23 protein-coding genes and 1 pseudogene are annotated in these 20,099 nt (G+C 62.8%); 16 read left to right on the top strand and 8 right to left on the bottom strand.

Annotation, left to right across the window (positions count from 1 at the left end; all coding sequences use genetic code 11):
* Nucleotides 1-423 precede the first annotated feature (423 nt).
* From ACFO0J_RS11605 to ACFO0J_RS11590, 4 genes are all read left to right on the top strand, one after another.
* Nucleotides 424-1,254 (top strand): DUF2726 domain-containing protein, encoded by an 831-nt coding sequence (locus ACFO0J_RS11605; RefSeq protein WP_376813235.1) that lies wholly within the window; start codon nt 424-426, stop codon nt 1,252-1,254.
* Between the two features lie 184 nt (nt 1,255-1,438).
* Nucleotides 1,439-2,260, top strand: a complete 822-nt coding sequence (locus tag ACFO0J_RS11600; RefSeq protein WP_376813251.1) for a type IV toxin-antitoxin system AbiEi family antitoxin domain-containing protein — start codon at nt 1,439-1,441, stop codon at nt 2,258-2,260.
* Nucleotides 2,244-3,194: a nucleotidyl transferase AbiEii/AbiGii toxin family protein gene (locus tag ACFO0J_RS11595; RefSeq protein ID WP_376813234.1), complete on the top strand. Its 951-nt coding sequence runs from the start codon at nt 2,244-2,246 to the stop codon at nt 3,192-3,194. The genes ACFO0J_RS11600 and ACFO0J_RS11595 overlap by 17 nt, the downstream gene beginning before the upstream one ends.
* Before the next feature lie 14 nt (nt 3,195-3,208).
* On the top strand, nt 3,209-3,454 hold the full coding sequence (locus ACFO0J_RS11590; protein ID WP_376813233.1) for a transcriptional regulator: 246 nt from the start codon (nt 3,209-3,211) through the stop codon (nt 3,452-3,454).
* A gap of 252 nt (nt 3,455-3,706) precedes the next feature.
* Here the strand turns inward: ACFO0J_RS11590 and ACFO0J_RS11585 are convergent, their stop codons facing one another.
* Nucleotides 3,707-4,618 (bottom strand): LysR family transcriptional regulator, encoded by a 912-nt coding sequence (locus ACFO0J_RS11585; protein ID WP_376813232.1) that lies wholly within the window; start codon nt 4,616-4,618, stop codon nt 3,707-3,709.
* Between the two features lie 96 nt (nt 4,619-4,714).
* On the opposite strand from ACFO0J_RS11585, the gene ACFO0J_RS11580 reads away from it, so the two are divergent.
* Genes ACFO0J_RS11580 through ACFO0J_RS11570 form a run of 3 tightly spaced genes read left to right on the top strand, consistent with a single transcriptional unit; the run spans nt 4,715 to nt 6,882 of the window.
* A complete protein-coding gene (locus ACFO0J_RS11580) occupies nt 4,715-5,161 on the top strand; it encodes an ester cyclase (protein ID WP_376813231.1) in 447 nt (148 codons plus the stop codon).
* Nucleotides 5,162-5,186: 25 nt separating this feature from the next.
* Nucleotides 5,187-6,140, top strand: a complete 954-nt coding sequence (locus ACFO0J_RS11575) for an NADP-dependent oxidoreductase (RefSeq protein ID WP_376813230.1) — start codon at nt 5,187-5,189, stop codon at nt 6,138-6,140.
* Between the two features lies 1 nt (nt 6,141).
* Nucleotides 6,142-6,882: an SDR family oxidoreductase gene (locus tag ACFO0J_RS11570; protein ID WP_376813229.1), complete on the top strand. Its 741-nt coding sequence runs from the start codon at nt 6,142-6,144 to the stop codon at nt 6,880-6,882.
* 128 nt (nt 6,883-7,010) lie between these two features.
* On the opposite strand, the gene ACFO0J_RS11565 is transcribed toward ACFO0J_RS11570, so the two are convergent.
* Nucleotides 7,011-7,529 carry a GNAT family N-acetyltransferase gene (locus tag ACFO0J_RS11565; protein ID WP_376813228.1) on the bottom strand — a complete coding sequence of 173 codons (519 nt, stop codon included), beginning with the start codon at nt 7,527-7,529 and terminating at the stop codon, nt 7,011-7,013.
* A 137-nt stretch (nt 7,530-7,666) separates the two neighbouring features.
* On the opposite strand from ACFO0J_RS11565, the pseudogene ACFO0J_RS11560 reads away from it, so the two are divergent.
* The 4 genes and pseudogenes from ACFO0J_RS11560 to ACFO0J_RS11545 all read left to right on the top strand — a co-directional run.
* A pseudogene (locus tag ACFO0J_RS11560) lies at nt 7,667-7,777 on the top strand (integrase core domain-containing protein); the annotation flags it as partial.
* A 143-nt stretch (nt 7,778-7,920) separates the two neighbouring features.
* Nucleotides 7,921-8,244, top strand: a complete 324-nt coding sequence (locus ACFO0J_RS11555; RefSeq protein ID WP_376813250.1) for an ArsR/SmtB family transcription factor — start codon at nt 7,921-7,923, stop codon at nt 8,242-8,244.
* Entirely contained in the window at nt 8,241-8,672 is a 432-nt protein-coding gene (locus ACFO0J_RS11550; RefSeq protein WP_376813227.1) for an SRPBCC family protein, read from the top strand. Before ACFO0J_RS11555 ends, ACFO0J_RS11550 begins: the two co-directional genes overlap by 4 nt.
* Before the next feature lie 68 nt (nt 8,673-8,740).
* Entirely contained in the window at nt 8,741-9,133 is a 393-nt protein-coding gene (locus ACFO0J_RS11545; protein WP_376813226.1) for a VOC family protein, read from the top strand.
* Between the two features lie 24 nt (nt 9,134-9,157).
* Here the strand turns inward: ACFO0J_RS11545 and ACFO0J_RS11540 are convergent, their stop codons facing one another.
* Nucleotides 9,158-10,069, bottom strand: coding sequence for a LysR family transcriptional regulator (locus ACFO0J_RS11540; protein WP_376813225.1), 912 nt, complete (start codon nt 10,067-10,069; stop codon nt 9,158-9,160).
* Nucleotides 10,070-10,171: 102 nt separating this feature from the next.
* Here ACFO0J_RS11540 and ACFO0J_RS11535 point away from each other — a divergent pair, with 102 nt between their 5' ends.
* On the top strand, nt 10,172-10,861 hold the full coding sequence (locus ACFO0J_RS11535; RefSeq protein ID WP_376813224.1) for a type 1 glutamine amidotransferase domain-containing protein: 690 nt from the start codon (nt 10,172-10,174) through the stop codon (nt 10,859-10,861).
* An 82-nt stretch (nt 10,862-10,943) separates the two neighbouring features.
* Here ACFO0J_RS11535 and ACFO0J_RS11530 read toward each other — a convergent pair whose 3' ends face one another.
* From ACFO0J_RS11530 to ACFO0J_RS11520, 3 genes are all read right to left on the bottom strand, one after another.
* Nucleotides 10,944-12,146 carry a DUF1501 domain-containing protein gene (locus ACFO0J_RS11530; protein WP_376813223.1) on the bottom strand — a complete coding sequence of 401 codons (1,203 nt, stop codon included), beginning with the start codon at nt 12,144-12,146 and terminating at the stop codon, nt 10,944-10,946.
* 2 nt (nt 12,147-12,148) lie between these two features.
* Nucleotides 12,149-13,624, bottom strand: coding sequence for a DUF1800 domain-containing protein (locus ACFO0J_RS11525; RefSeq protein WP_376813222.1), 1,476 nt, complete (start codon nt 13,622-13,624; stop codon nt 12,149-12,151).
* Nucleotides 13,625-13,794: 170 nt separating this feature from the next.
* Nucleotides 13,795-14,187, bottom strand: coding sequence for a nuclear transport factor 2 family protein (locus ACFO0J_RS11520; RefSeq protein WP_376813221.1), 393 nt, complete (start codon nt 14,185-14,187; stop codon nt 13,795-13,797).
* 97 nt (nt 14,188-14,284) lie between these two features.
* On the opposite strand from ACFO0J_RS11520, the gene ACFO0J_RS11515 reads away from it, so the two are divergent.
* Complete coding sequence (locus ACFO0J_RS11515) at nt 14,285-15,085, top strand: AraC family transcriptional regulator (protein ID WP_376813220.1); 801 nt, start codon at nt 14,285-14,287, stop codon at nt 15,083-15,085.
* 2 nt (nt 15,086-15,087) lie between these two features.
* The gene (locus ACFO0J_RS11510; RefSeq protein ID WP_376813219.1) at nt 15,088-16,251 is read left to right on the top strand and encodes a GGDEF domain-containing protein; all 1,164 of its coding nucleotides are present in this window, start codon (nt 15,088-15,090) and stop codon (nt 16,249-16,251) included.
* A gap of 89 nt (nt 16,252-16,340) precedes the next feature.
* Here the strand turns inward: ACFO0J_RS11510 and ACFO0J_RS11505 are convergent, their stop codons facing one another.
* Nucleotides 16,341-17,210, bottom strand: coding sequence for an AraC family transcriptional regulator (locus ACFO0J_RS11505; RefSeq protein ID WP_376813218.1), 870 nt, complete (start codon nt 17,208-17,210; stop codon nt 16,341-16,343).
* A 113-nt stretch (nt 17,211-17,323) separates the two neighbouring features.
* Between ACFO0J_RS11505 and ACFO0J_RS11500 the strand changes: the two genes are divergently transcribed.
* Entirely contained in the window at nt 17,324-18,076 is a 753-nt protein-coding gene (locus ACFO0J_RS11500) for a hypothetical protein (RefSeq protein WP_376813217.1), read from the top strand.
* A 169-nt stretch (nt 18,077-18,245) separates the two neighbouring features.
* Nucleotides 18,246-18,827: a GNAT family N-acetyltransferase gene (locus tag ACFO0J_RS11495; RefSeq protein WP_376813216.1), complete on the top strand. Its 582-nt coding sequence runs from the start codon at nt 18,246-18,248 to the stop codon at nt 18,825-18,827.
* Nucleotides 18,828-18,830: 3 nt separating this feature from the next.
* Here the strand turns inward: ACFO0J_RS11495 and ACFO0J_RS11490 are convergent, their stop codons facing one another.
* Nucleotides 18,831-20,072, bottom strand: coding sequence for a winged helix-turn-helix domain-containing protein (locus ACFO0J_RS11490; RefSeq protein WP_376813215.1), 1,242 nt, complete (start codon nt 20,070-20,072; stop codon nt 18,831-18,833).
* Between the last annotated feature and the right edge of the window lie 27 nt (nt 20,073-20,099).

Below are 20,099 nucleotides of genomic sequence, written 5' to 3'. Positions count from 1 at the left end.
CCGGTAGAATTTGAGAGACGCCATTTTTTGAAAACCGGGACTGTCTAGAAAATCCGGGTCGATTCAGCCGGATAGGAACCCCAGACTATTCAAGTGATTGATTTGGTGTCGGCTGTTTTGAAGCAACTCAACCTCCAGTAGTCTTTTAAGGAAAAAATCACAAGTGGTTGACAATGGGATTGAATGCACCGTCGCCCCGCAAATCTCCATCTTCCGCGTCAGCAAAAGATGTGCGTTTCTGACGGTAAAAGCGTCGGTAAAGGCCCTTGTCGATCATCGCTAAATCTAATAACCACGCGGGTTGGTGAGGCTTGTTGATGATCGAGTGGAGTGATCGTTGCGTGGTTTTGATGCGGTAGAAAAACAGGTTGCCGATTGATTGGCAACCTGTTTTTCTATTGTCAATCAACTCTGAGAAACATCATGACGACTCGCTGCCACGAGCTTTCGATGACTTGGCCCGGAAATACCGGAACAGGTGCCCGTTTCATTGGGCTATCAGAGACTGTTCAAGCAGCTTTACGACTTGGGAATCTTGGTTTTGTTTCTCAGTACGAGGCATGTGTACTCATGGTAATGGATACGGAAATACTACTGCTGATCGGTTTCGGTGGCGGATTCTATTTCAAGGCGAAGCGTGCCCGCCTTGACGCGGACAAAGCTGAGTTGAAGATCGCTCGGCTCAGCCAGGAGCTTGCCGGAATGCGTGAGACCGACAGGCGACGGCGCGAGGAATCTGAACGTCGTAAACAGTATTACGAAGAAAACGACATCTCTGATGCTCGTAACCAGATCAGGTTTATCGGCCGGGTCGATTTGTATGCGGTTCGTCCAGTGAACAAAGAGGCGGTGCGTGTTCTCTATGCCTTGGAAGAATGGATCAGAGTGAATCAGCCCAGGTGGCGCATCTCGTTCGAGGTGGGCATGGGGGCGTTCATTAGAACCTCCAATAGTTCTGATGAACGGATACAGAAGGCGGCCTTCAGTTCCTGCAATAGCAAGCGTGTTGATTTTCTGCTAATTGATCCTTTGGGTCAGCCTGTCCTGGCGGTGGAGTATCACGGAAGCGGGCACAACCTGTCGAGTGATGCGGGAGACCGGATGAGAGTCAAGCGGCTTGTGCTGGAACGTGTGGGAATCCCTCTAGTCGAGGTTCCGGTGAATGCGGGCAAGGCTGATGTATTACACATGATCGATGCCGTATTTGCCGCACGTTCGCTGGTCGGGCAATCTGTCACGTCCCCAGACATCTAAAGCATACGATGGGTCTGGTATAGACGTCGCAGGGGCCGCCCCGTATCAGATTCGTAAGCACCCGGAGAACAGGGCCTCTAAAGTTTGTTTTCTCGGAAAAAGGAACACTCAAAGTGAGTGTTTCGAGCTATTTTTAAACCAATTGGCATTGGCGATGGTTTATAAATCTGCTATTTTGAGTGCCATGGATGCTCAAAATTCAAGAAAATTGAACCATCTGCTGGCCGAGCTGGGCGATACACGCCTGGTGTCCAGCCGATGGTTGCGCGCACGCGGCTACTCCAACAGCCTGGTCGCGCGCTATGTCGCCAGCGGCTGGCTGGTGTCGCCTGCCCGCGGTGTCTACCAGCGCAGGGGCGGGCGGCTGCAATGGGAAGGCGTGGTTCGCAGCTTTCAGGTCGGGGAGGGCATGCCGCTGCACGTCGGAGGGCGTTTTGCGCTGGCCCTGCAGGGGCATGAGCACTATCTGCGCCTGGGCGATGCCGGGACGGTCACGCTCTATGGGCCGGAGCGACCGCCAGGCTGGGTGAGCAAGCTGTCGATGGAGCAGCGCTTCGAGTACCTGGGCAAAGGTCCGCTTGATCTGCCTGCCGTTCCGTTCACGGACGATATGTCTGAGCCGGACCTGTCGGTGCAGGGGCTGGCTTGGCACAGCGCCGCGCCGGGCAGCGGAGCTCTGGTGTACTCCACACCCGAGCGGGCGATGCTGGAATTGTGCGATGGCGTATTGGATGCGGCAGGGGTCTATGAGGCCGATGCGTTGATGCAGGCCATGACCACGCTGCGGCCGCAGCGGGTCGCTCTGATGCTGCGGCACTGTCGCAGCATCAAGGCCAAGCGGCTGTTCCTGGCCCTGGCCGATCGCCATCGGCATGCGTGGCTGGCGCATGTGCCGCTCGAAGGTGTCGGTCTGGGCCGGGGCAAGCGCGCGCTCGTGCCCGGCGGTCGCCTGCATCCGACTTACCAGATCACCTTGCCGGGAGACCTCGATGAGCACCTGGCTTGACCATTGGCATCGGCGCTATACGGATCGCGTGCGTTTGCTGGTGGAAATCCTGCCGGTGCTGGCGCAGGAGCCGCGCTTTGCGCTCAAGGGTGGCACGGCCATCAACCTGTTTGAGCATGACCTGCCGCGTCTGTCGGTGGACATCGATCTGGCTTGGCTGCCGGTACACGACTATGCCGAGGATGCAAGACTGATCGCCGAGGCGCTGGGGCGGCTGGCAGATGCGCTGCGTGCTCGGCCGCTGCAATTGCAGGTACAGACTTCGGCGGGCGAGGGTGGGGTGGTGACCCGGCTGGTGGCCAGCCGCGGCCGTGCGCGCGTGCAGATCGAGACGACGCCAGTCATGCGCGGCACGGTGCATCCGGTGCGGACCATGGTCGTGCGGCCACGGGTGGAGGAGGCGTTCGGCTTCGCTGAAGTGCAGGTGCTGGGCTTCGCTGACCTGTACGCCGGCAAGCTGGCGGCAGCGCTGTCGCGGCAGCATCCGCGCGATCTCTTCGATGTGGGCTTGCTGTTGGAAGATGCGCGGGCGGATGCGGGGCTCTGGCAGACCTTCCTCGTGTACCTGACGTGCAGCCCCAAGCCGGCTTGGGAAATGTTGGCGCCGCGCGTGCCGACAGATTTCGAAGCCACTTTCGAGGCGCATTTCAAGGGGATGACAGCCGAGCCCATCAAGATCGGGGCCCTGCTGGAAAGCCGCGAGCGCTTGTTGTCGCGTGTGGCCGCGTGGCTGGATGAGCCGTCATGTGCGTTCCTGCGGTCGGTGGAGAACGAGGAGCCGGACTTCGGCTTGATCGGGCTTGCGCAGGCGGGCGAGTTGCCGGGTGTGCGGCGCAAGCTGCACAACCTCGCGCAACGCGCGGCGGGCAAGCGTGCTGCCGATTGTCAGGCGCTGGAAGACACGCTGGCGCGGATCGCCAGAGGCAGAGGATGAGGAAGGGCGACGCGATGGTTCACGACTTCACACTGGTCTATGCGCTGAATCTAGAGGAGTCGCAGGACGAAGTCTTGCGCCGGCTCGTAGGCAGCGACTGCGCCGATGCCACCGTGGGCTGGGGGCGGCCTGGGCATGTCGCGCTGGCTTTCAGCCGGGAGGCGTTGGATGGCGATGCGGCGGTGGCTCTGGCCGTTGCCCAGATGGCGCAGGTCCTGCCGGACGCCTTGCTGGTTCGGACGGATGCTAGGTTGCCTTGATGTGGGCTGTGCCATGTACCGGCCGTCGCCTGCCGCTGGCGCGGCCACGACTGCGCCACAGCCATCATTCATCGCGCCTTCCGGACAGCCCGCCGCTGACGCGCGTGGTGCTGCGCAACCTGGCGCAGTTGAAGAAGACCGACGCGAGCAAGTTTGGTGAGCAGGTGGATTTGCTCGCCAGGCAGCTATCTGCACTATCCTAGGTCATCGAAGAACTTCTTGCTCGTACACCAGCGGCCATTAGGAGAAGATTCACAGCGATGCAGCATGCTCTGCGATAAATCCCCTGAACCAAAGCTGGGCGGGATGAGAGTCACTGCGTCGATGCCAAATCAGGTCGAATACGATTTCGGGCAATGCGACCGGAGGTGGAAACAGCACCAGCCGACGGTCGACCGGCGAGTGAAGAGCAACTCGCTTCATGACGGTAGCCGTCATGCTCGTTTGGGCCACAATGGCCGGCACCGCAAACATCTGCGGCAATGTCAGCGCGAGCTTGCGCTTCTTGCCCTGTTGCGCGAGTGCCTGATCCACGATCCCGTACTGCTCGCCTTCGGGCGATACGAGGACGTGTGGTAACTCCAGGTAGTGCTTCATGCTCATCCCGCGCTTGGCCGCCGGGTGTTCGTTGGCGACGATCGTGACGAATTCGTCTCGAAGTACGGGCCGCGTCAGGATTCGACCATCGGCATGTGTGGGGGGCACGCCAATGGCCGCATCAATGGCCCCTGCGTCCAACAAGTCGACCGCGTGGTCTCTGCCGTTGAACGCATGCACATTCAATGACACGCTCGGCGCTTTCCTTGCAAGAGCCTGCAGCAGTGAAGGCAGCAACACGAAGGCCGGGTAGTCGGACAGTCCCAGTTTGAAAGTCAGCGAAGCCTTCTCAGGCACGAACGGGGGCTTCTCCACGAGCGTGGACTCGATCTGTCGCAATGCGTGCGCGATCGGTTCGGACAAGTCCCGCGCACGCGCTGTAGGCAGCAGGCCATCGGCGCTGCGCAAGAACAGCGGGTCGCCGAAGAACTTGCGCAACCTGGAAAGCGCTGCACTCATCGCCGGCTGACTGACGCCGACCTGGGTCGCGGCGCGAGTCACGTTCCGCTCGTTCATCAGGGCGTCGAAAGCCACCAACAGGTTCAGATCGATGCCATGAAAATCCATATAACGAATAAGTACATATATGGTCTATTTGTTGGACGAATTGTACTGCCACCTCCAAACTTTAGCTACCGACAACGACCGGAACCGAAAAAAGCAATGAGCACCTCCAACACCGACCTCTCCGAGCAACTTCGCACTGAACGCCACGCCGTGGAAACCTTCTATCGGGCGTTCAGCGACAAGAACCCAGATCTCGTTGATGAAATCCTTGCTCTATCGTGGGACGACATTCCGTTGGCTCCCGGACAAGACGCCGGTCCGGAAGGCGTCAAGCACGTTATCCGAAGCGTTGCGCAGGCATTTCCGGACGTCCGGATCACCGTTCACGACGTGATCCAGGAACCCGGCAGGATCGGCGTTCGCGCTGAAATCAGCGGCACGCATCAGGGCGAAATCTTCGGCATCGCGCCCACCGGAAAGAAGGTGAACTTCCGTCTCCACGAGTTCCACACGCTCGATGGAAAGCGCATCACCACGACCTGGCACATGGAGGATTGGTTCGGCCTTTTCCTCCAGCTTGGCCAGTTTCCGAAGCAAGCCTGATCAACTCAATTCAATGAGGCACTCCATGAAAGCAGCACTTCTCAAAGCCTTCGGCGGCGCCGGTCTCATCACGGTCGGCGAAATCGGTTCACGTGACCTGGGGCCGAGCGACGCGTTTGTACGCGTCGAAGCCGCGGGCGCGAACCCGCTGGACTTGAAGATCATCGCCGGATACATGCAGCAAGTGTTTCCGGTCGAGTTTCCGTACGTGCCGGGCACCGACTTCAGCGGTGTGGTCGATGCCGTCGGCGCGGAGGTGACGAACGTCAGGCCTGGCGATCGCGTGTTCGGCCGCACGGCGCCGAGTGCTGGGGGCGCATTCGGCAGGAATGTGATGATCGAGGCCTCGGACCTTTGCGTCCTTCCGGCGGGGATGGGCTTCGAGCAGGCGGCGGCCTTGCCGACCGCATTCGGCACGGCAAGGCAAGGCCTCTTTGATGTCGGTCATCTTCAGCGCGGGCAGCGGGTTCTGATCCATGCTGCAGCGGGAGGCGTCGGCAGCATGGCCGTCCAGCAGGCCCATCATGCGGGCGCGCATGTCATTGCCACGGCGTCAGCCGGAAACATTGAACTGGCGAAGAGTCTGGGGGCGGATGAAGTCATCGACTACCGCACGGAAGACTTCACCCAGGTGCGCGACATCGACCTCGTGCTCGACACGATCGGCGGCGAGACGCTTGAAAAGTCATGGTCGGTACTTCGTCCCGGCGGACGTATCGCGAGCCTCGTGGAGTTCGGCATCAAACCCAGGGGCGAACAGGCGGGTGAGTTCGTGTTCTTCGCAAGCGCGACACCTTATCTGCCGGAAGCCGTCCGACAGTTCCAGGCCGGGCACCTCCAGGTCATCACCGACTCGATCTTCCCGCTGGATGAGGCACGTTCAGCGCTGGAGAAACTGGCCACCGGACACGCACGCGGCAAGGTTCTCGTGCGCTTGAGCAACGACGCCAATCCAACGAACGACCACCAGGCAATATGATATGAGTACCAAACTCGGCAAAGCAGTTGTCGTGACGGGCGCGTCCCGCGGTATTGGCAAGGACATTGCGCTGCGGCTCGCAGCCGATGGTTTCGCCGTCGCCATCGGCTACGCCGGCAACCAACCGCAGGCCGACGCGGTCGTGGCCGCGATTCAGGCGAAAGGCGGCACCGCCATTGCCGTCAAGGGCAACGTCGCCGATGCGGACGATGTGGCCAAGTTGTTCTCGTCGGCCCAGCAAGCGTTCGGCCGACTGGATGCGGTGATCAGCAATGCCGGCATCATGGATCTCGCACCGATCAAGACGGGCAACGTAGCGGCGCTGGACCGGATGATGACGACGAATGTGCGGGGCACATTCCTCGTTTTGGCCAAGGCTGCTGAAGTGCTGGGTGATGGTGGGCGCATCGTCGCTCTGTCCACCAGCGTCATCGCCAAGGCGACGCCGGGCTATGGGCCGTACCTTGCTTCCAAGTCCGCCGTCGAGGGTTTGATGCACGTGCTTGCCAATGAATTGCGTGGTCGAAACATCACGGTGAATGCGATTGCGCCGGGACCGGTCGCCACTGAGTTGTTCTTCAACGGCAAGACCGGGGAGCAGATTGCGATGCTGGCCAAGATGTCATCTATGGAGCGTTTGGGTCAGCCGGTGGACATCGCCAACGCGGTTTCCTTCCTGGTCGGCAATGACGGCGGCTGGGTCAACTCGCAGGTTGTTCGGGTAAATGGCGGCTTCGCTTGATCCTTGCACCCCTGCGCAAGGGCCGGCAATCTTGAACAGGGTTGAACCGCGTCACGCAAATTGTGGCGACATGGTCGATGCCTGGATCGACGAGCAGCCTCATCTCGTGCAGCCGCTTTCGCGCGGGTTCAGGAGGTGGCGTTGAAAGCATCGCTGTATTGTGCGATACCTCCGGGTACAGGCTTATGCAGGGCCAGTGCCATGAAATAGCCGGGCGGCACGCCCGGCAGTTGCAGGCCCGCGTAGGCCTGAAAGCCGAAGCGCGCGTAGTACGCGGGATCTCCCAGCAGCACGCAGCCTGCGGCACCCATAGCCCGCAGTTCGGACAGCGTCTGCGCCATCAAGCGCGAACCGATGCCTTGTCCCTGCCTGTTCGGCAGAACGGAAATCGGTCCCAAACCGTGCCAGCCTTCAGCCTTTCTTCCGTGCGCATCAGTGATCGTCACCAGGGACAGCGCGACGTGGCCGACGACCTGTCCGTGCTCTTCGGCCACGATGGAAAGCGTCAGCTCGCCCGCAGCACGCAAGGCCTGCACGATGAATTGCTCGGTGTGGCTGGTGTGCGGTGCATTGGCAAAGGCGGCAGTCGTGATGGCTTCGATGGCTGCAATGTCGGCCGAAGTTTCGTGTCGGAGATGGAGGGGCATGGGGGGCTTTTGAGGTTGTTCTTGGAAATATAGAACGGCTTGGGGTGTTGGTGTGATGTGCCGTCGGGCTTTGTGGGCTGCGTTTTGGAAACTGCGGCAGCGCTTCGTAGGTTTCTGTGCCAGGCGGGGATTGTCCCTTCATCGAGCGCTTCAACAGGACATATCGAACCGAAGTGCTTGATGCGCACCTATTTGCCAATCTCCAGCGGGTGCAAGATGAAATGATCGCCGCCGGATGGCTTGACACCAACGGCAACCCGGCCGATCTGCCACAGATCTGGGACAAGCCAGGAGCATCGGTTGCGGGCATCGCCATTGCATACAGTCTGAATCCAGCTTGACCAATAAATAACCGTATGGTTATTATATAGCCTTGTGGTTATGGATTTGGATAGTGAACACTCACGACGCACTGTTTAAAACGCTTGCTGATCCGACGCGACGGGCGATCTTCGAGCGGCTGTGCCGCGAGGGCGAACAGACGGTCGGGGCGCTGACGGCTCGGGCAGGAATCTCGCAGCCGGCGGTGTCGAAGCATCTCGGCATTCTGAAGCAGGCCGGGCTGGTGCGAGACCGCCATGAAGGACGACAGACGCACTACAGCGCGCAACTCGGCGCGCTTGCTCCGCTGATCGACTGGACAAATCAAATGACGGAATTCTGGCAAAGCCGGTTCGATGACCTCGAAGACCTGCTCAATCGGATGGACCAATGAACGAAACATCAACCGAAATACGCTCCGTCGTTGTCGAGCGCGAAATCGCCCATCCGCCAGAGAAAATCTGGCGGGCGCTCACCCGGCCTCATCTGATCGAAGAGTGGCTCATGAAGAATGACTTCAGTCCGGTCGTAGGCCACCGATTCAACCTTCGCGGCGATTGGGGCGGTGTGCTGGACTGCGAAGTGCTCGTCGTCGATCCGAACACCACGTTGTCCTATACGTGGAACTTCACGCACGACGATCCCGCCTTCGATTTGAGAAGTGTGGTGACTTTCACGCTCGAACCCACGCACTCAGGAACCCGCCTGCGCATGGAGCAATCAGGCTTCCGACCCGATCAAAAGCGGGCATTCGGCGGCGCGAAGGTCGGGTGGCAGAACTTCTTCGAGAAGCTGGAGCAGGTCTTGCCCCAAGCCGACTGAATTCCAAACGATGCGTCCGTTGCCTTTTGGGCGCAACTTCATCAACGCAAACAGCGAAGGAAGCACTCATGAAGATCAAATTGACCACCGTGTATGTCGATGACCAGGAGAAGGCTTTGCACTTCTACACGCAGATTCTGGACTTCACCAAGAAGGCCGACTTCAGCAACGGATCGTTCCGTTGGCTCACGGTGGTTTCACCCGACGAGCCGGACGGGACTGAGCTGCAGCTTGCACTCAATGACAATCCGGCGGGCCATGCTTACCAGCAGGCCATCTTCCAGCAAGGCCAGCCCGCGATCAATTTCTACACTGAGGACGTGAAGGGCGACCATGAGCGCATCAAAGCGCGTGGCGGCGACTTCATCATGGCGCCGACCGAGGTGCCCGGTTCGACGATCGCCCAGTTGCATGATACCTGCGGCAACATCATTCAGATCACTCAGTTGGCGCGTTGGTAGGACAGAGCCGAACTCTCGCACTGCTCAAGCGGCATCCCACGGCGCTTGCCGCCAACGCTCGAACAGAAAATCGCTGAACGCCGCCAGGCGGCGTGGGACGGGTTCACGTCGTGCGCGCACGATGCTGATCTTCGAAGGTGCGGCCTCCCATTCCGGCAGGACGCGCACCAGCCGACCGTCGCGCAGATCTTCGTGAGCGTCCCAGGTCTCGCGCAGCGAGATGCCCAATCCTGCCTGGCACCAGGCGTGCAGTACGTCGCCGCTGTCGCTGCATAGCGTGCCGCTGACTGCGATGGCTTTTTCTTGTCGGCCCTTGCGCAGCGGCCAGGTGTTTTGCAGAAACCCCGGATAGGCGAACACCAGGCAGTTGTGCTGCGTCAGTGCCTCTGGCTTTTCAGGGTGGCCATTCGCTTTCAGGTAAGCCGGTGACGCAACCAGGATGCGCCGGTTGTCGGCGATGCGTTGCGCCACCAGCCGCGAGTCCGCCAGTTCGCCGATGCGGATAGCCATGTCCAGATCGCCGCTATAGAGGTCCACCACCTGGTCCGACAGGCGCAAGACGAAGCCGACTCCGGGGTGGAGGAGACAGAAATCGTGGATTGCAGGCGTGACGTATTTGCGTCCGAACGGCGTGGGCGCGGTGAGACGGATGGTGCCGCGCAGATCCTGACTGCCGCCGGTCGCCAGTTCCTGCACTTCATCCAGCACGCCCAGCGCGACCCGAACCCGCTCCGCGATGGCGCGGCCTTCGTCCGTGATGCGCAGGTTGCGGGTGTTGCGCTCGAACAGTGTCGCGCCCAAGGCCTGTTCCAGCCGGGCGATCTGTTTGCTCACGGTCTTGGGCGCTACGTGCAGGTCGCGCGCGGCCGCGGAGAAGCTCTGGCGGTCCGCCACATGCACGAACACCGTCAGGTCGTCGAGATTGCGTAAATTCATTTGGTCTGATTTGGAGAAAGTGTTTGTGGATTGTGGTCATTTAAAGGATAACCAGAAATCGCCAGAATGACGACTCGATCATCACTCAAGGAGTTCCAGGCCATGTCACGCATTCTTTTCGTCCTGACCAGCCACGACCGCAAGGGACCGGCCGACGCCGCCGATGCGGCCCCCAGCGGTTTCTACCTATCGGAGGTCTCGCACCCGCACAAGGTGCTGAGCGAAGCCGGCTATGCCGTCGATTTCATCAGCCCCCGGGGCGGCAAGACGCAGGTGGACGGCCTCGATCTGAACGATCCGGTCAACGCCGCGTTCTGGAATACCCCGGCGCTGCGCGCCGCCACCGAGAACACCCTGATGCCCTTGCAGGTCGATCCCGATGCCTACGTCGCGATCTTCTATGCCGGGGGCCACGCGACCATGTGGGACTTCCCCGACAGCGCCGAACTGGCTGCCATTGCGGCGCGCATCTACGAACGCGGCGGCGTGGTTGCAGCGGTCTGCCACGGCCCGGCGGGACTGGTGAACCTCAAGTTGTCCGATGGCCGCTATCTGGTCGATGGCAAGGATGTCGCTGCTTTTACCAATGAGGAGGAACGCGCGGTCGGACTGCACGACGTCGTGCCGTTCCTATTGGCCGACGTCTTGCGGGAACGTGGCGCCCGGCACGTCCCCGCGCCGGATTTCCAGGCGCACGTGGTGGTGAGCGACAGGCTGGTGACGGGCCAGAATCCCGCTTCCGCCGCAGGCGTGGCCGGCGCCATGTTGCCTTTGCTCGCGTCCGCCGTGTGACCGTAACCATGCTGGAGCAAGGAAAATGGCACACGTGGAAGCCGCCGGCCCATTTCCTGTTTCAGGACGGCGATCCGGCGCGTCACAGGCTTGTGTGAGTCGATCGTACCAGCCCGCCCATGGGCCTGGCGGCGGCGCTGTCCGGAAACACCGTCGATTCGAGCCGTGACTCCGGCACGCCCAGGTGTGCGGCCAGCACGCCCTTGAATACCGAACGGAAATCAGTGGTCGCGTGCACGTCACGGTTCTGGTAGAGCTCGCTGGGCCCGATACCCGGCCAGTTCCCCGCGACGCGTCCGCCATCCAGCGCACCGCCGGCCAGGAACATCGATCCGCCGGTGCCGTGGTCGGTGCCGCCAGTGCCGTTGACGTGCGCAGTGCGGCCGAATTCGGTGGCGATGATGAGGATCGTGCGGTCCCACATCGGGCCGATGGACTGGTGAAAAGCTTGCAGGCCTGCGTCCAGTTCGGCGAGTTTGCGCGTGAGGATCGCGGCCTCGTTGGCGTGAGTGTCCCAGCCGTCGTCTTCGACGAATGCGATGCGCGGCCCGTTGGTTTTGCCCATGAAATTGCCGGCCGCGCCCATCAGCACGGGAAGCCCATCCTTCCTGCGGGATTTGTCGCCCGGCCGGGCTGACATGCCCGGCGCAGGCTCTGATGATCCGTCCTGCTGCGCGATGGCGCGCTCGAACAGCGGAGCGAGCCGTGTGTCCGCGGCGTAAAGCGGCTGCAGGCGCTGCAGCAGGATCGGGTTGACGCTGGTGGACAGCGGCGGCGACCAGGTTTCCACCTTGGCCGCGCCGCGCATGGCCAGCGGCATGACCGCCGCGCAGGCAAGGCCGTCCACCCCCGGGATGCCGGCGATGCAGCGGTTCAACCAGCCGGTCTGCGTGCCGTCAGGCCTGGCGGTGCCGTTTTCGACGCAGTTCTGCGCCTGGAAGTGCGAGCGCCCCCAATATGGCGGGGCTGCCGCCACCACGGGCATGAACTGGCCGTGCTGGTACAGGTCCGCGGCAAAATTGAAGGAGGGGTGCAGCGCGAACACATCGTCGAGCCGGTGCGCGGGCTTGTCGGCGGAGGGCGACAGCGCCAGCGCGCCGCGGATGGTCTGGTAGCCGGGGTCGCCGTAAGGGGGGACGGCTTCCAGGCCGTCCAGGCCGCCGCGCAGCAGCACGAACAGGAATCGTGTGCTGGAACCTGTGGCCGCGAAGGTGAGCCGTGGCCAGAGCAGCAGGGAAGCCGCGCCGAGCGCCGAGCCGGCCAGAAATTGGCGTCGCATCAGCATGGTCACGCCCTCCACTGAAAAGTCGGGGATGCGAACAAGGTCGCGTGCGCTTGCCGTTTCGATTCGGCGCGCTGGATCGCCTGGGCGGTGTCTTCGTCGAGCAGGGGGCCGAGAACGCTCTGCGCCCACGCCAGGGGTTCTTCACCGCCGCGCGCGGCGACGCGAGTGGACAAGGCCTCGGCCGCCTGCACGCGTTTCCATAGCGCGTCGGGGTCCATCCAGTTGGCCGAGTTGTCGGAGAAGCCGGCCGGGGAACGGGGTTCGAATAGGGGTTCGCCGAGTTTCCTCAACAAGCCCAGCACGATCTGCGGCTTGCCGCCGAGATCGATCTGGGCCGCGCGCAGCGACGCCGTGACGAAGTCTTGAGGCGTGCGGAACTTGCGCGCATCGGCCTCCCAGGCTTCGGGGCTTTCGATGAGGGTTCGATAGACGGCGGCGAGACTGGTGTCGTGTTCGAGATAGCTTTGCGCCATTCTCTTCACGAGCGACGCCGGCGGGTTGTCGGACACGAAGTGCCGGGCAAGCTGCAGCGACAGGTGCCTGGCGGTGGCGGGCTGGCGCGCGAGAAACGCCAGGATGGCGCGCCCCTGTCCGAATCCGTCTGCCTGGAAGGTCCGACCCATCACTCGGCGGTCGCCGGGCTCGTGCGTCTTGGCGCGAAACGCGAATGCCGAGTCCGGCTGCCCGCCGTTGGCGAAATCGCGGGGGAACGGGATGCTCCAACCGGTCAGTGCGCGCGCGAGTTCGGTGACGTCGGCTTGCGTATAGCCGGCGTTGACTCCCACCGTATGCAGCTCCATCGTCTCGCGGCCCAGGTTTTCGTTGAGCCCTCCGGCCTTGCCTTTGTCCTGCGCGCCTTTGCGCGCGAGCCGCTGCGCGATGCGTCGGCCCAGCGGGGAATTCGGTCCGGTCGAGCGCACATTGTCCAGGTACAGCAGCATCGCCGGATGGGTCTCGACCGCGAGCAGCATATCGGCGAAACGGCCCGTGACATGCGGGCGGATCGCTTCGCGCTCCATGGGCGCGGCCAGCGGACGCACGGACACTTTGTCGACGGAGACGGCAAAGTGGTTGGACCAGAAACGCACCAGCCGTTCCACAAAGGGCGTGTCGGTGGTCGTCGCGACCTGGCAGCGTGCGGCGGCTTCGGCCAGCAGCTTGTTGCGCTCTTCTTCGCGGTAGGGTTTCAAGGCCTGCTGCAGGGCCGCGGCGTTTGACTCTGCGTCTTTCTTGAGGGTATCCCGCCGGGACCGGGCTTCATCTGTCAGCTTGCGGCGCGTCTGTTGGAACAGCGCTTGCCCGCGCAGGTAATCGAGGCTGGTCGGCAGGTCCTCGAACAGTTTGTCACCATCCGGGCCGCGCGCGATCTGCGACAGCAGCCAGTCTTGCGGTTGGCCAATGTCGTTGAGTTCGCCGGGCCTGGCGCCCAGTCCGAACCGGTTGACCGCCGAGAGGGCGGCGCTGCCTGTTGCGTTCATGCGCGATACTGCTTGTCCGTACATCCGGTTCGACTATACCGTTCGGTGACGGCGTCGGACGGGCGTCTCAAGACATTGTTGTTTCGATGGGTTTCCAGGGTTTTGAGGAACGATTGAGCTGTCGTGTGTGCTGTCTCCTCGGGCTGCGGATAGGCATCCTCTCTTGCATGTCATTTCGCGCTGCCGATATCGCGGTCAGTCTCCGCACCTTCCAGCATCAGCGTGGTTTCTTCGATCCGCGCGAAACGACCATCCTGATCGATCTGCGCGAACAAATAGACCTCCTGGATCACTTGCGAGCCATCGCGCTTCGTGATGCGGACACGGTGGCGATCGGCGTAATGATCGCCGTCGCGCAATTCCTCCAGTACCTCGATTCGGGCCGAAACGACGACCTCGCGCAGCTTGCGCGCATGGCGCATGAATCCCTCGCGGTCGTCCCACTGACCGTTGGTGCGTTGCCGGTAGTCGGGGCTGAAATGGCGGTTCAGCACCTTTTCCAGTGGAAGGTGCTTCTGGTTGAGCAACGCATCCAGCGCGGTGTGAATGGTGATGGCTTTCATGTCTTTCCCTGATGATGCTGTCCAGACTGCACTTTAGGCTGCGCAGGTTGGCGGGAGTACGGTATAAAAGACATTCGACAGCTTTTTCACGCCACTGATGATCACGCCATTAGTCCCGCCAGAATTAGCCTCTTCTGTGGAGGGGCCGCCGTTGCTCGTCGTCACGGCGCAGGCCGGCGCGGTTCGGGTGACTCGCCGCCACAGCCACGCGCGTGGACAATTGTTCGGCGCGGCGCAAGGATTGCTGTCAGTCAATGCCGGCAGCCGCCGCTGGGTGGTGCCAGCCACCCATGCGGTCTGGATACCGCCCGAAGTGCCGCACGGGCTGCGCTCGCATGGGCCTTTTTCGGGCTGGAGCGTGTATGTCGCCGCGCCTGCCTGCATTGCGTTGCCTGCCGAGCCTGGTGTTCTGGCTGTTTCAGGCTTGCTGCGCGAAGCCGTGGCGCGCGCTGCGTCATGGCCGGGCGATGTGCTCGATGCGGCCCAGGCGCGGCTGGTGGACGTGATTCTCGACGAGATCAGCGCCTCGCCCCAGGAGGCTCTGGGGTTGCCCATGCCGCAGGACGCGCGATTGCTGCAGATTGCGCGGGCGCTGTCGGATCAGCCTGATGATGACCGACGTCTTGACGAGTGGGCGGACTGGGCCGGGATTGCGTCCCGCACGCTGAGCCGCCGTTTCGCGGCGGAAACGGGGTTCAGCTTCACCGAATGGCGTCAACGCGTGCGTTTACTGCGGGCGCTGGAATTGCTGGCGGCCGGCAAGCCGGTCACTGCCATTGCGCTGGATTTAGGCTACGGGAATGTGAGCGCTTTCATTGCCTTGTTTCGTCGGGTATTTGGCGTTACGCCGGGGCAGTACAAAATGGAACAGCTTGCAAGAGCAGAAAGATTTCACTGATCATGAATGCGACCATCATCCTGGGCATGCTGTGCGTGCATCTGCTGTGTTTTTGCGTGATGTTCCTGCTGATCAGCACCCGGCTGAATGACAGGAAGATGGGCACCGATGTCTTTGCTGCCGGTCATCTTCTGCTGGGCCTGGCCTATTGTCTGCAGCTGCTGGGCGGTGCGCCGGGGTGGGGCGTGATGAGTGTCGTCAATCATACGCTGACGCTCTGCGCACCGGTCGCATATGTGCTGGGAGCAATCCGGTTCTTTGACCGGCCCGTCCCGGTGTGGACGCCATTGCTCACGGTGGCGGGTCTCTATACTGTGGCGCAACTGCTGGTGCAGGCGACGCTCGGGACCGAAGCCCGCCACGCCTTGCTGGCTGGTTCCTGCGCTGTGCTGTTCCTGGGCATGACGGTGGCCTTGCTCTACGGCATGCGCACGTTTGCCAGGGACCTGCGTGTCGAGATGGCCCTGTTCTCCGTCATGATCGGCGGCATCTGCGTGTTGAACGCCGCGAAGTTCGTGATGATCCTCACCAAGGGGCTGCCGGCCTTGGATATGAACAGCGGTTTTCAGATGGTGTTCTATCTCTACATGTCGTTCCTGGGTACGGTGCTGCCGCCGGCCGCAGTCTGGCTGGTGTTGAGTCGCCTCGTCGACCAGTTGCGGGTGCTGGCCGTCAAGGATCCGCTGACCGGCCTGTTGAACCGGCGCGGTCTGGTGGAAGGGCTGGCCGCGCATTTCCGTTCCCGGATGGCGGGGTCCGCCTATCTGCTGATGGTGGACATCGACCACTTCAAGCAGATCAACGATGTCCACGGCCACCAGGTGGGCGATGCCGTTTTGTGCCGTGTGGCGCAAACCCTCAAGCACACGGCCCGGCAGGGAGATCTCGTCTGCAGATTGGGCGGCGAGGAATTTGTCGTGATCGCATTGAATACCGACCACGGCGGCGCCGTGCGCCTGGCCGAACGCATGCGTGAGGCGGCGGCATCCAGCCGGGTGTCCGGCGATCATCCGCCCGAACCGGTGCGGTGCACGGTCACCATCGGAATTTCACTGGATTTCACCGGCGCCGAAGCGCTGGACGAGGTCATGCAGCAGGCGGATACCGCGCTTTATCGCGGCAAGGCTGCAGGGCGCGATCGCGTGGAGTGGGCGCCGGCCGTCTGAGCGCTCTCAGGCAGCGCCGCCTTGCACAAAGCCCTGGCGGAAGCCAACGGCCCGTCTGGTGGACGTGAGCGTAGCTCGCTGGCATTAGTTCATGGCAGTGTTCGGCCCCCCGCCAGCCACTCCCTGGGCGACATCCCCACCCGGGCCGCAAACGCCCGTGAAAGCGCGGAAGGATTCGCATAGCCGAGTTCGTCCGCCAGGATCTTGATCGGCCGGCCTTCGCGCAGTCGGCTTTGCGCCAGCGCCATGCGCCAGTCGCCCAGGTAGTCGGCGGGCGTCTGGCCCACGATGTCGCGGAAGGCGTTGGCGAATGCCGTGCGGGACATGCCGGCGCAGCCGGCCATGCGCTCCAGCGGCCAGACTTCGCCGGGCGCTTCGTGCAGCGCGACCAGGGCGCGGGCCAGGCGCGGGTCCGACAGCCCGGTGATGAGGCCGGGCTGTATGCCTGCCTCTTGTGGATGATCCAGCAGCCAGCGCATCAGCTGGATCACGACCACCTCGAACAGCCGATCCGCAAGCAGGCGCTGGCCGCAGCGCACGCGATCGGTTTCGGCAAACAGCAGTTCCAGCGCCTGGTCCAGGCCCGACACCTGCGCCAGCGGCAGCGCGATCAAAGCGGGCAGCGCCCGCGCCAGGGGGTTGCAGGGGCCGCCGTCGAAGTCCAGCCGCGCGCAGGTGAAGTCGGCGCCTTCCACCGGAGGGTTGTGGAAGTGGTGGGCGAGGGGGCGCGGATACAGCAGCAGCGTCGGTTCGTCGAAGCGCATCGATCGGGGGAGGCCGCACGCGCCCGGGTGGCGTACTTCCAGCGGGCCGCGGCGCAGGACGTGCAGGAAGCCGTGGCCGCCGTGCGCATCGAAACGCTGGATGCCGCACAGCGCGCCGGAATGATGCAACTGCGCCCGCACCCGGAACCGTTCAAGCATGCCGGAGAGGCGGTCGATGGCTGGTTGGGTTTCCATAGGCAGGCCTCAGATTGGACGAATTGGTATGTTTTATGGATGATTCGATACCAATAATATTGCCTATGCCTCGATACTGTCCATGCCAGATCACTCTCCTGAAAGGACAGGCCATGAAACTGCTCAAACCTTCTCTCATCCTCGCTGCCTTGCTGACGGGTTTTGCGGGCGGCGCGTCCGCCCACGGCACGGACCATCACGGCGGCCTTTCGACCCGGGCCGTCAAGACGGTCAAAGCGTCCTTCGATATCGTCCGGACCCGGATTTCCACCGAAGGCAATCTCGCCATCTTCCAGATGGCGGTGTCCGGCAAGGCCGGCGCCGTGCGTCCCTCCAAGTCCGGCAAGCTCGCCGGCAGTTCGGTGTTCTCGTATGTCTGGCCGACCAGCCTGGACCCCTCCGTGATCGGTTTCGAGCCGAAGGCCGGCATCCTGGCCTTCGCGGTCACCTCACACCCCGATTTCGATGACACGCCGCTGTTCGACGAGAACGGCGACGGGGACCCGAACAATGACGGCGACCTGTGGCATTCGCATTGGGTGGTGTTGCAGCCCGATGCGGCGTGCGGACCGGGTGCGCTGAAGGTCGTGGACATCCCCGAAGGCGCCAAGCCTCGTGTGCCCAGGACCTGGCCGGGCCTGCCCATCCTGATCGACAGCCCGGGCTGGACGCCGCTGTTCAAGAACGAGACTGTCGAAGTGCGCGTGCCGTTCGACGATATCGGTATCGTCGCGGCCGGCGGTTTTGATGGGGTGACGGCCGCCTTGCGCGTCAACGCCAGCGTGCACAGCCCCTTGCTGTGCGTCGCCGACGTCTTCAAGATCGCTTCGGGCGACTTGTCGCTGCCCGGCCGGGTCAATCAATAGCGCGGGTTTTGCCGGGGCCCCGGTCGCGCGCCCGATCCTGCCAAGACACGCAATTTATTTTTGCTTTCGGAAAATCTCATGCATCATGCAGTCTGGTGGCGACGGCGGTGTTCGGCGATGAGTCGCGGACACCGGTTTGCCAAGACGACTGGACGATGGAATGAATCCGATGCTTGACTTGAATGCTTCCGGCCCGAGCGGCGGGATCGAGGTGCGGGACGCGACCCCGGAGGATGTCGTAGCCATTCAGCGCATCTACGCGCATCACGTGCTCAGTGGGATTGCGACCTTCGAGGACACGCCTCCCTCGGTCGATGAGATGGCCGATCGGCGCGCCGCCGTCCTGGACAGCGGCCTGCCGTACCTGGTGGCCGAGGTGAGCGGCAAGGTGGTGGGCTATTCCTGCGCGACCGCCTACCGTCCGCGTCCCGCCTACCAGTACACCATCGAAAACTCCGTCTACGTCGAAGACGGCATGGACGGCAAAGGCGTCGGCAGCACACTCTTGCGCGCGCTGATTGCGCGCTGCGAGCAAGGGCCGTGGCGCCAGATGGTCGCGGTGATCGGTGATCGTGCGAATACCAGCTCGATCATCCTGCACCAGAACTGCGGGTTCCGCCATGTCGGCATTCTGACCGGGGTCGGCTTCAAGCTGGGCCAGTGGGTGGATACGGTGCTGATGCAGCGCGCCCTGAGCGGCGGCACCGAGACGTTGCCGACGGTCGGCCGGTCGGAGACGGACGCGGCGTAGCGCTTAGCGCGTGGACGACCCAAGACGAACGGCGGCTTGCAGGCGCGACAACAGCGCAGCGGGCTCCGTCCGTTGCACGCACACCTCGGGTGTGCCATGCCAATCCGCGCAGCGCTGGATCGCTTGGGCCACCGCGTGCAGCGCGGCTTCGTCCAGCGTGATGTCCTGCTCCAGAAACAGGGCCTTGATCTCGAACACGCCCTGCGTCCGGTGCGCCTTGGCATCCAGCCGCCCCACCAGCGCGCCCCGGTGCAGAATGGGCAGGACGAAGTAGCCGTACGTCCGCTTTTCTTCGGGCGTGTAGCATTCGATGCGGTAGTCGAAACCCCATAACGCCGAAGCGCGTTCGCGGTCCCACACCAGCGGGTCGAAAGGGGACAGCAGCGTGGTGTGGGTGGCGCGCAAGCGGCCGTCCAGGGTTTGTTGCAGCAAGTCGGCATGCTGCCGGTGCACGTAGCCGGGGCTGGACCAACCCTGCACGGCCACGCGCTGCAGCACGCCTCGGGCCACCAGCATGTCCAGGTCGGCGTCTTTCAGGCGGGGTTTCTGGCGAAAGTAGTCGTTGATCCAGCGCGCCTGGGTGATGCCCAGGGCAAGGACGGCTTTTGCGATGAATTGCGCATGCACTTCGGCGGCGTCGGGCACGGGCGCATCCGCCAGCGAGGGGCAGACGCGATGCGACAGATCGTAGACGCGCTGGAATTTGTCGCGCCGCGCCACCATCAGTTCACCCGTGGCGAACAGGGTTTCGAGCCAGCGCTTCTCATCTTTCCAGCCCCACCAGCCGCCGCTTTGTCCATCCTGGCGCTCGAAGTCGGATGACTTGACCGGGCCGTGGGCGTCGATGTGGGCCAGCAGGGCGTCCAGTTGGGGCCGGTGGCTGAGCACCTGATCCTGTGCGCGTTTCAGGCCCCAGTGACTGCGCGCCTGCCGGTTGTAGCTGCGATGCAGGGGGACGTCGGTCGTGGGGGCGAAACAGGCTTCGTGCGCCCAGGTCTCAAAGACGTGGCCCTCGGCCAGCGCCGCGTCCAGCCAGGCCGGCGGATAGGCGCCCAGCCGGGAAAACAGCACCAGATACGGGCTGCGCGCAACGACGTGGATGGTGTCGATCTGCAGCAGTTGCATGCGTTCGATGCACCGGCGCAGGTCTTGCCGCGTGGCCTTGCGACGCGGTGTGCTCAGCAGGCCCAGGGCGGCGAGATGCAGCTTGCGGGCCTGGGCGAGGGACAGCGTCTGGCTTGGCATCGATACCGTGTGGATATGTGATCTGGC

The sequence above is a fragment of the Castellaniella hirudinis genome (assembly GCF_042651965.1).
GTDB lineage: Bacteria > Pseudomonadota > Gammaproteobacteria > Burkholderiales > Burkholderiaceae_B > Castellaniella > Castellaniella hirudinis.
Note: the sequence above shows the minus strand (reverse complement) of the source record. Positions and strands in the feature narration are given on the sequence as shown.

Coding starts and splice junctions, on each gene's coding strand:
- ACFO0J_RS11605 (WP_376813235.1), top strand. CDS start 424: ATGACGACTCGCTGCCACGAGCTTTCGATGACTTGGCCCGGAAATACC.
- ACFO0J_RS11600 (WP_376813251.1), top strand. CDS start 1,439: ATGGATGCTCAAAATTCAAGAAAATTGAACCATCTGCTGGCCGAGCTG.
- ACFO0J_RS11595 (WP_376813234.1), top strand. CDS start 2,244: ATGAGCACCTGGCTTGACCATTGGCATCGGCGCTATACGGATCGCGTG.
- ACFO0J_RS11590 (WP_376813233.1), top strand. CDS start 3,209: ATGGTTCACGACTTCACACTGGTCTATGCGCTGAATCTAGAGGAGTCG.
- ACFO0J_RS11585 (WP_376813232.1), bottom strand. CDS start 4,618: ATGGATTTTCATGGCATCGATCTGAACCTGTTGGTGGCTTTCGACGCC.
- ACFO0J_RS11580 (WP_376813231.1), top strand. CDS start 4,715: ATGAGCACCTCCAACACCGACCTCTCCGAGCAACTTCGCACTGAACGC.
- ACFO0J_RS11575 (WP_376813230.1), top strand. CDS start 5,187: ATGAAAGCAGCACTTCTCAAAGCCTTCGGCGGCGCCGGTCTCATCACG.
- ACFO0J_RS11570 (WP_376813229.1), top strand. CDS start 6,142: ATGAGTACCAAACTCGGCAAAGCAGTTGTCGTGACGGGCGCGTCCCGC.
- ACFO0J_RS11565 (WP_376813228.1), bottom strand. CDS start 7,529: ATGCCCCTCCATCTCCGACACGAAACTTCGGCCGACATTGCAGCCATC.
- ACFO0J_RS11550 (WP_376813227.1), top strand. CDS start 8,241: ATGAACGAAACATCAACCGAAATACGCTCCGTCGTTGTCGAGCGCGAA.
- ACFO0J_RS11545 (WP_376813226.1), top strand. CDS start 8,741: ATGAAGATCAAATTGACCACCGTGTATGTCGATGACCAGGAGAAGGCT.
- ACFO0J_RS11540 (WP_376813225.1), bottom strand. CDS start 10,069: ATGAATTTACGCAATCTCGACGACCTGACGGTGTTCGTGCATGTGGCG.
- ACFO0J_RS11535 (WP_376813224.1), top strand. CDS start 10,172: ATGTCACGCATTCTTTTCGTCCTGACCAGCCACGACCGCAAGGGACCG.
- ACFO0J_RS11530 (WP_376813223.1), bottom strand. CDS start 12,146: ATGCTGATGCGACGCCAATTTCTGGCCGGCTCGGCGCTCGGCGCGGCT.
- ACFO0J_RS11525 (WP_376813222.1), bottom strand. CDS start 13,624: ATGAACGCAACAGGCAGCGCCGCCCTCTCGGCGGTCAACCGGTTCGGA.
- ACFO0J_RS11520 (WP_376813221.1), bottom strand. CDS start 14,187: ATGAAAGCCATCACCATTCACACCGCGCTGGATGCGTTGCTCAACCAG.
- ACFO0J_RS11515 (WP_376813220.1), top strand. CDS start 14,285: ATGATCACGCCATTAGTCCCGCCAGAATTAGCCTCTTCTGTGGAGGGG.
- ACFO0J_RS11510 (WP_376813219.1), top strand. CDS start 15,088: ATGAATGCGACCATCATCCTGGGCATGCTGTGCGTGCATCTGCTGTGT.
- ACFO0J_RS11505 (WP_376813218.1), bottom strand. CDS start 17,210: ATGGAAACCCAACCAGCCATCGACCGCCTCTCCGGCATGCTTGAACGG.
- ACFO0J_RS11500 (WP_376813217.1), top strand. CDS start 17,324: ATGAAACTGCTCAAACCTTCTCTCATCCTCGCTGCCTTGCTGACGGGT.
- ACFO0J_RS11495 (WP_376813216.1), top strand. CDS start 18,246: ATGCTTGACTTGAATGCTTCCGGCCCGAGCGGCGGGATCGAGGTGCGG.
- ACFO0J_RS11490 (WP_376813215.1), bottom strand. CDS start 20,072: ATGCCAAGCCAGACGCTGTCCCTCGCCCAGGCCCGCAAGCTGCATCTC.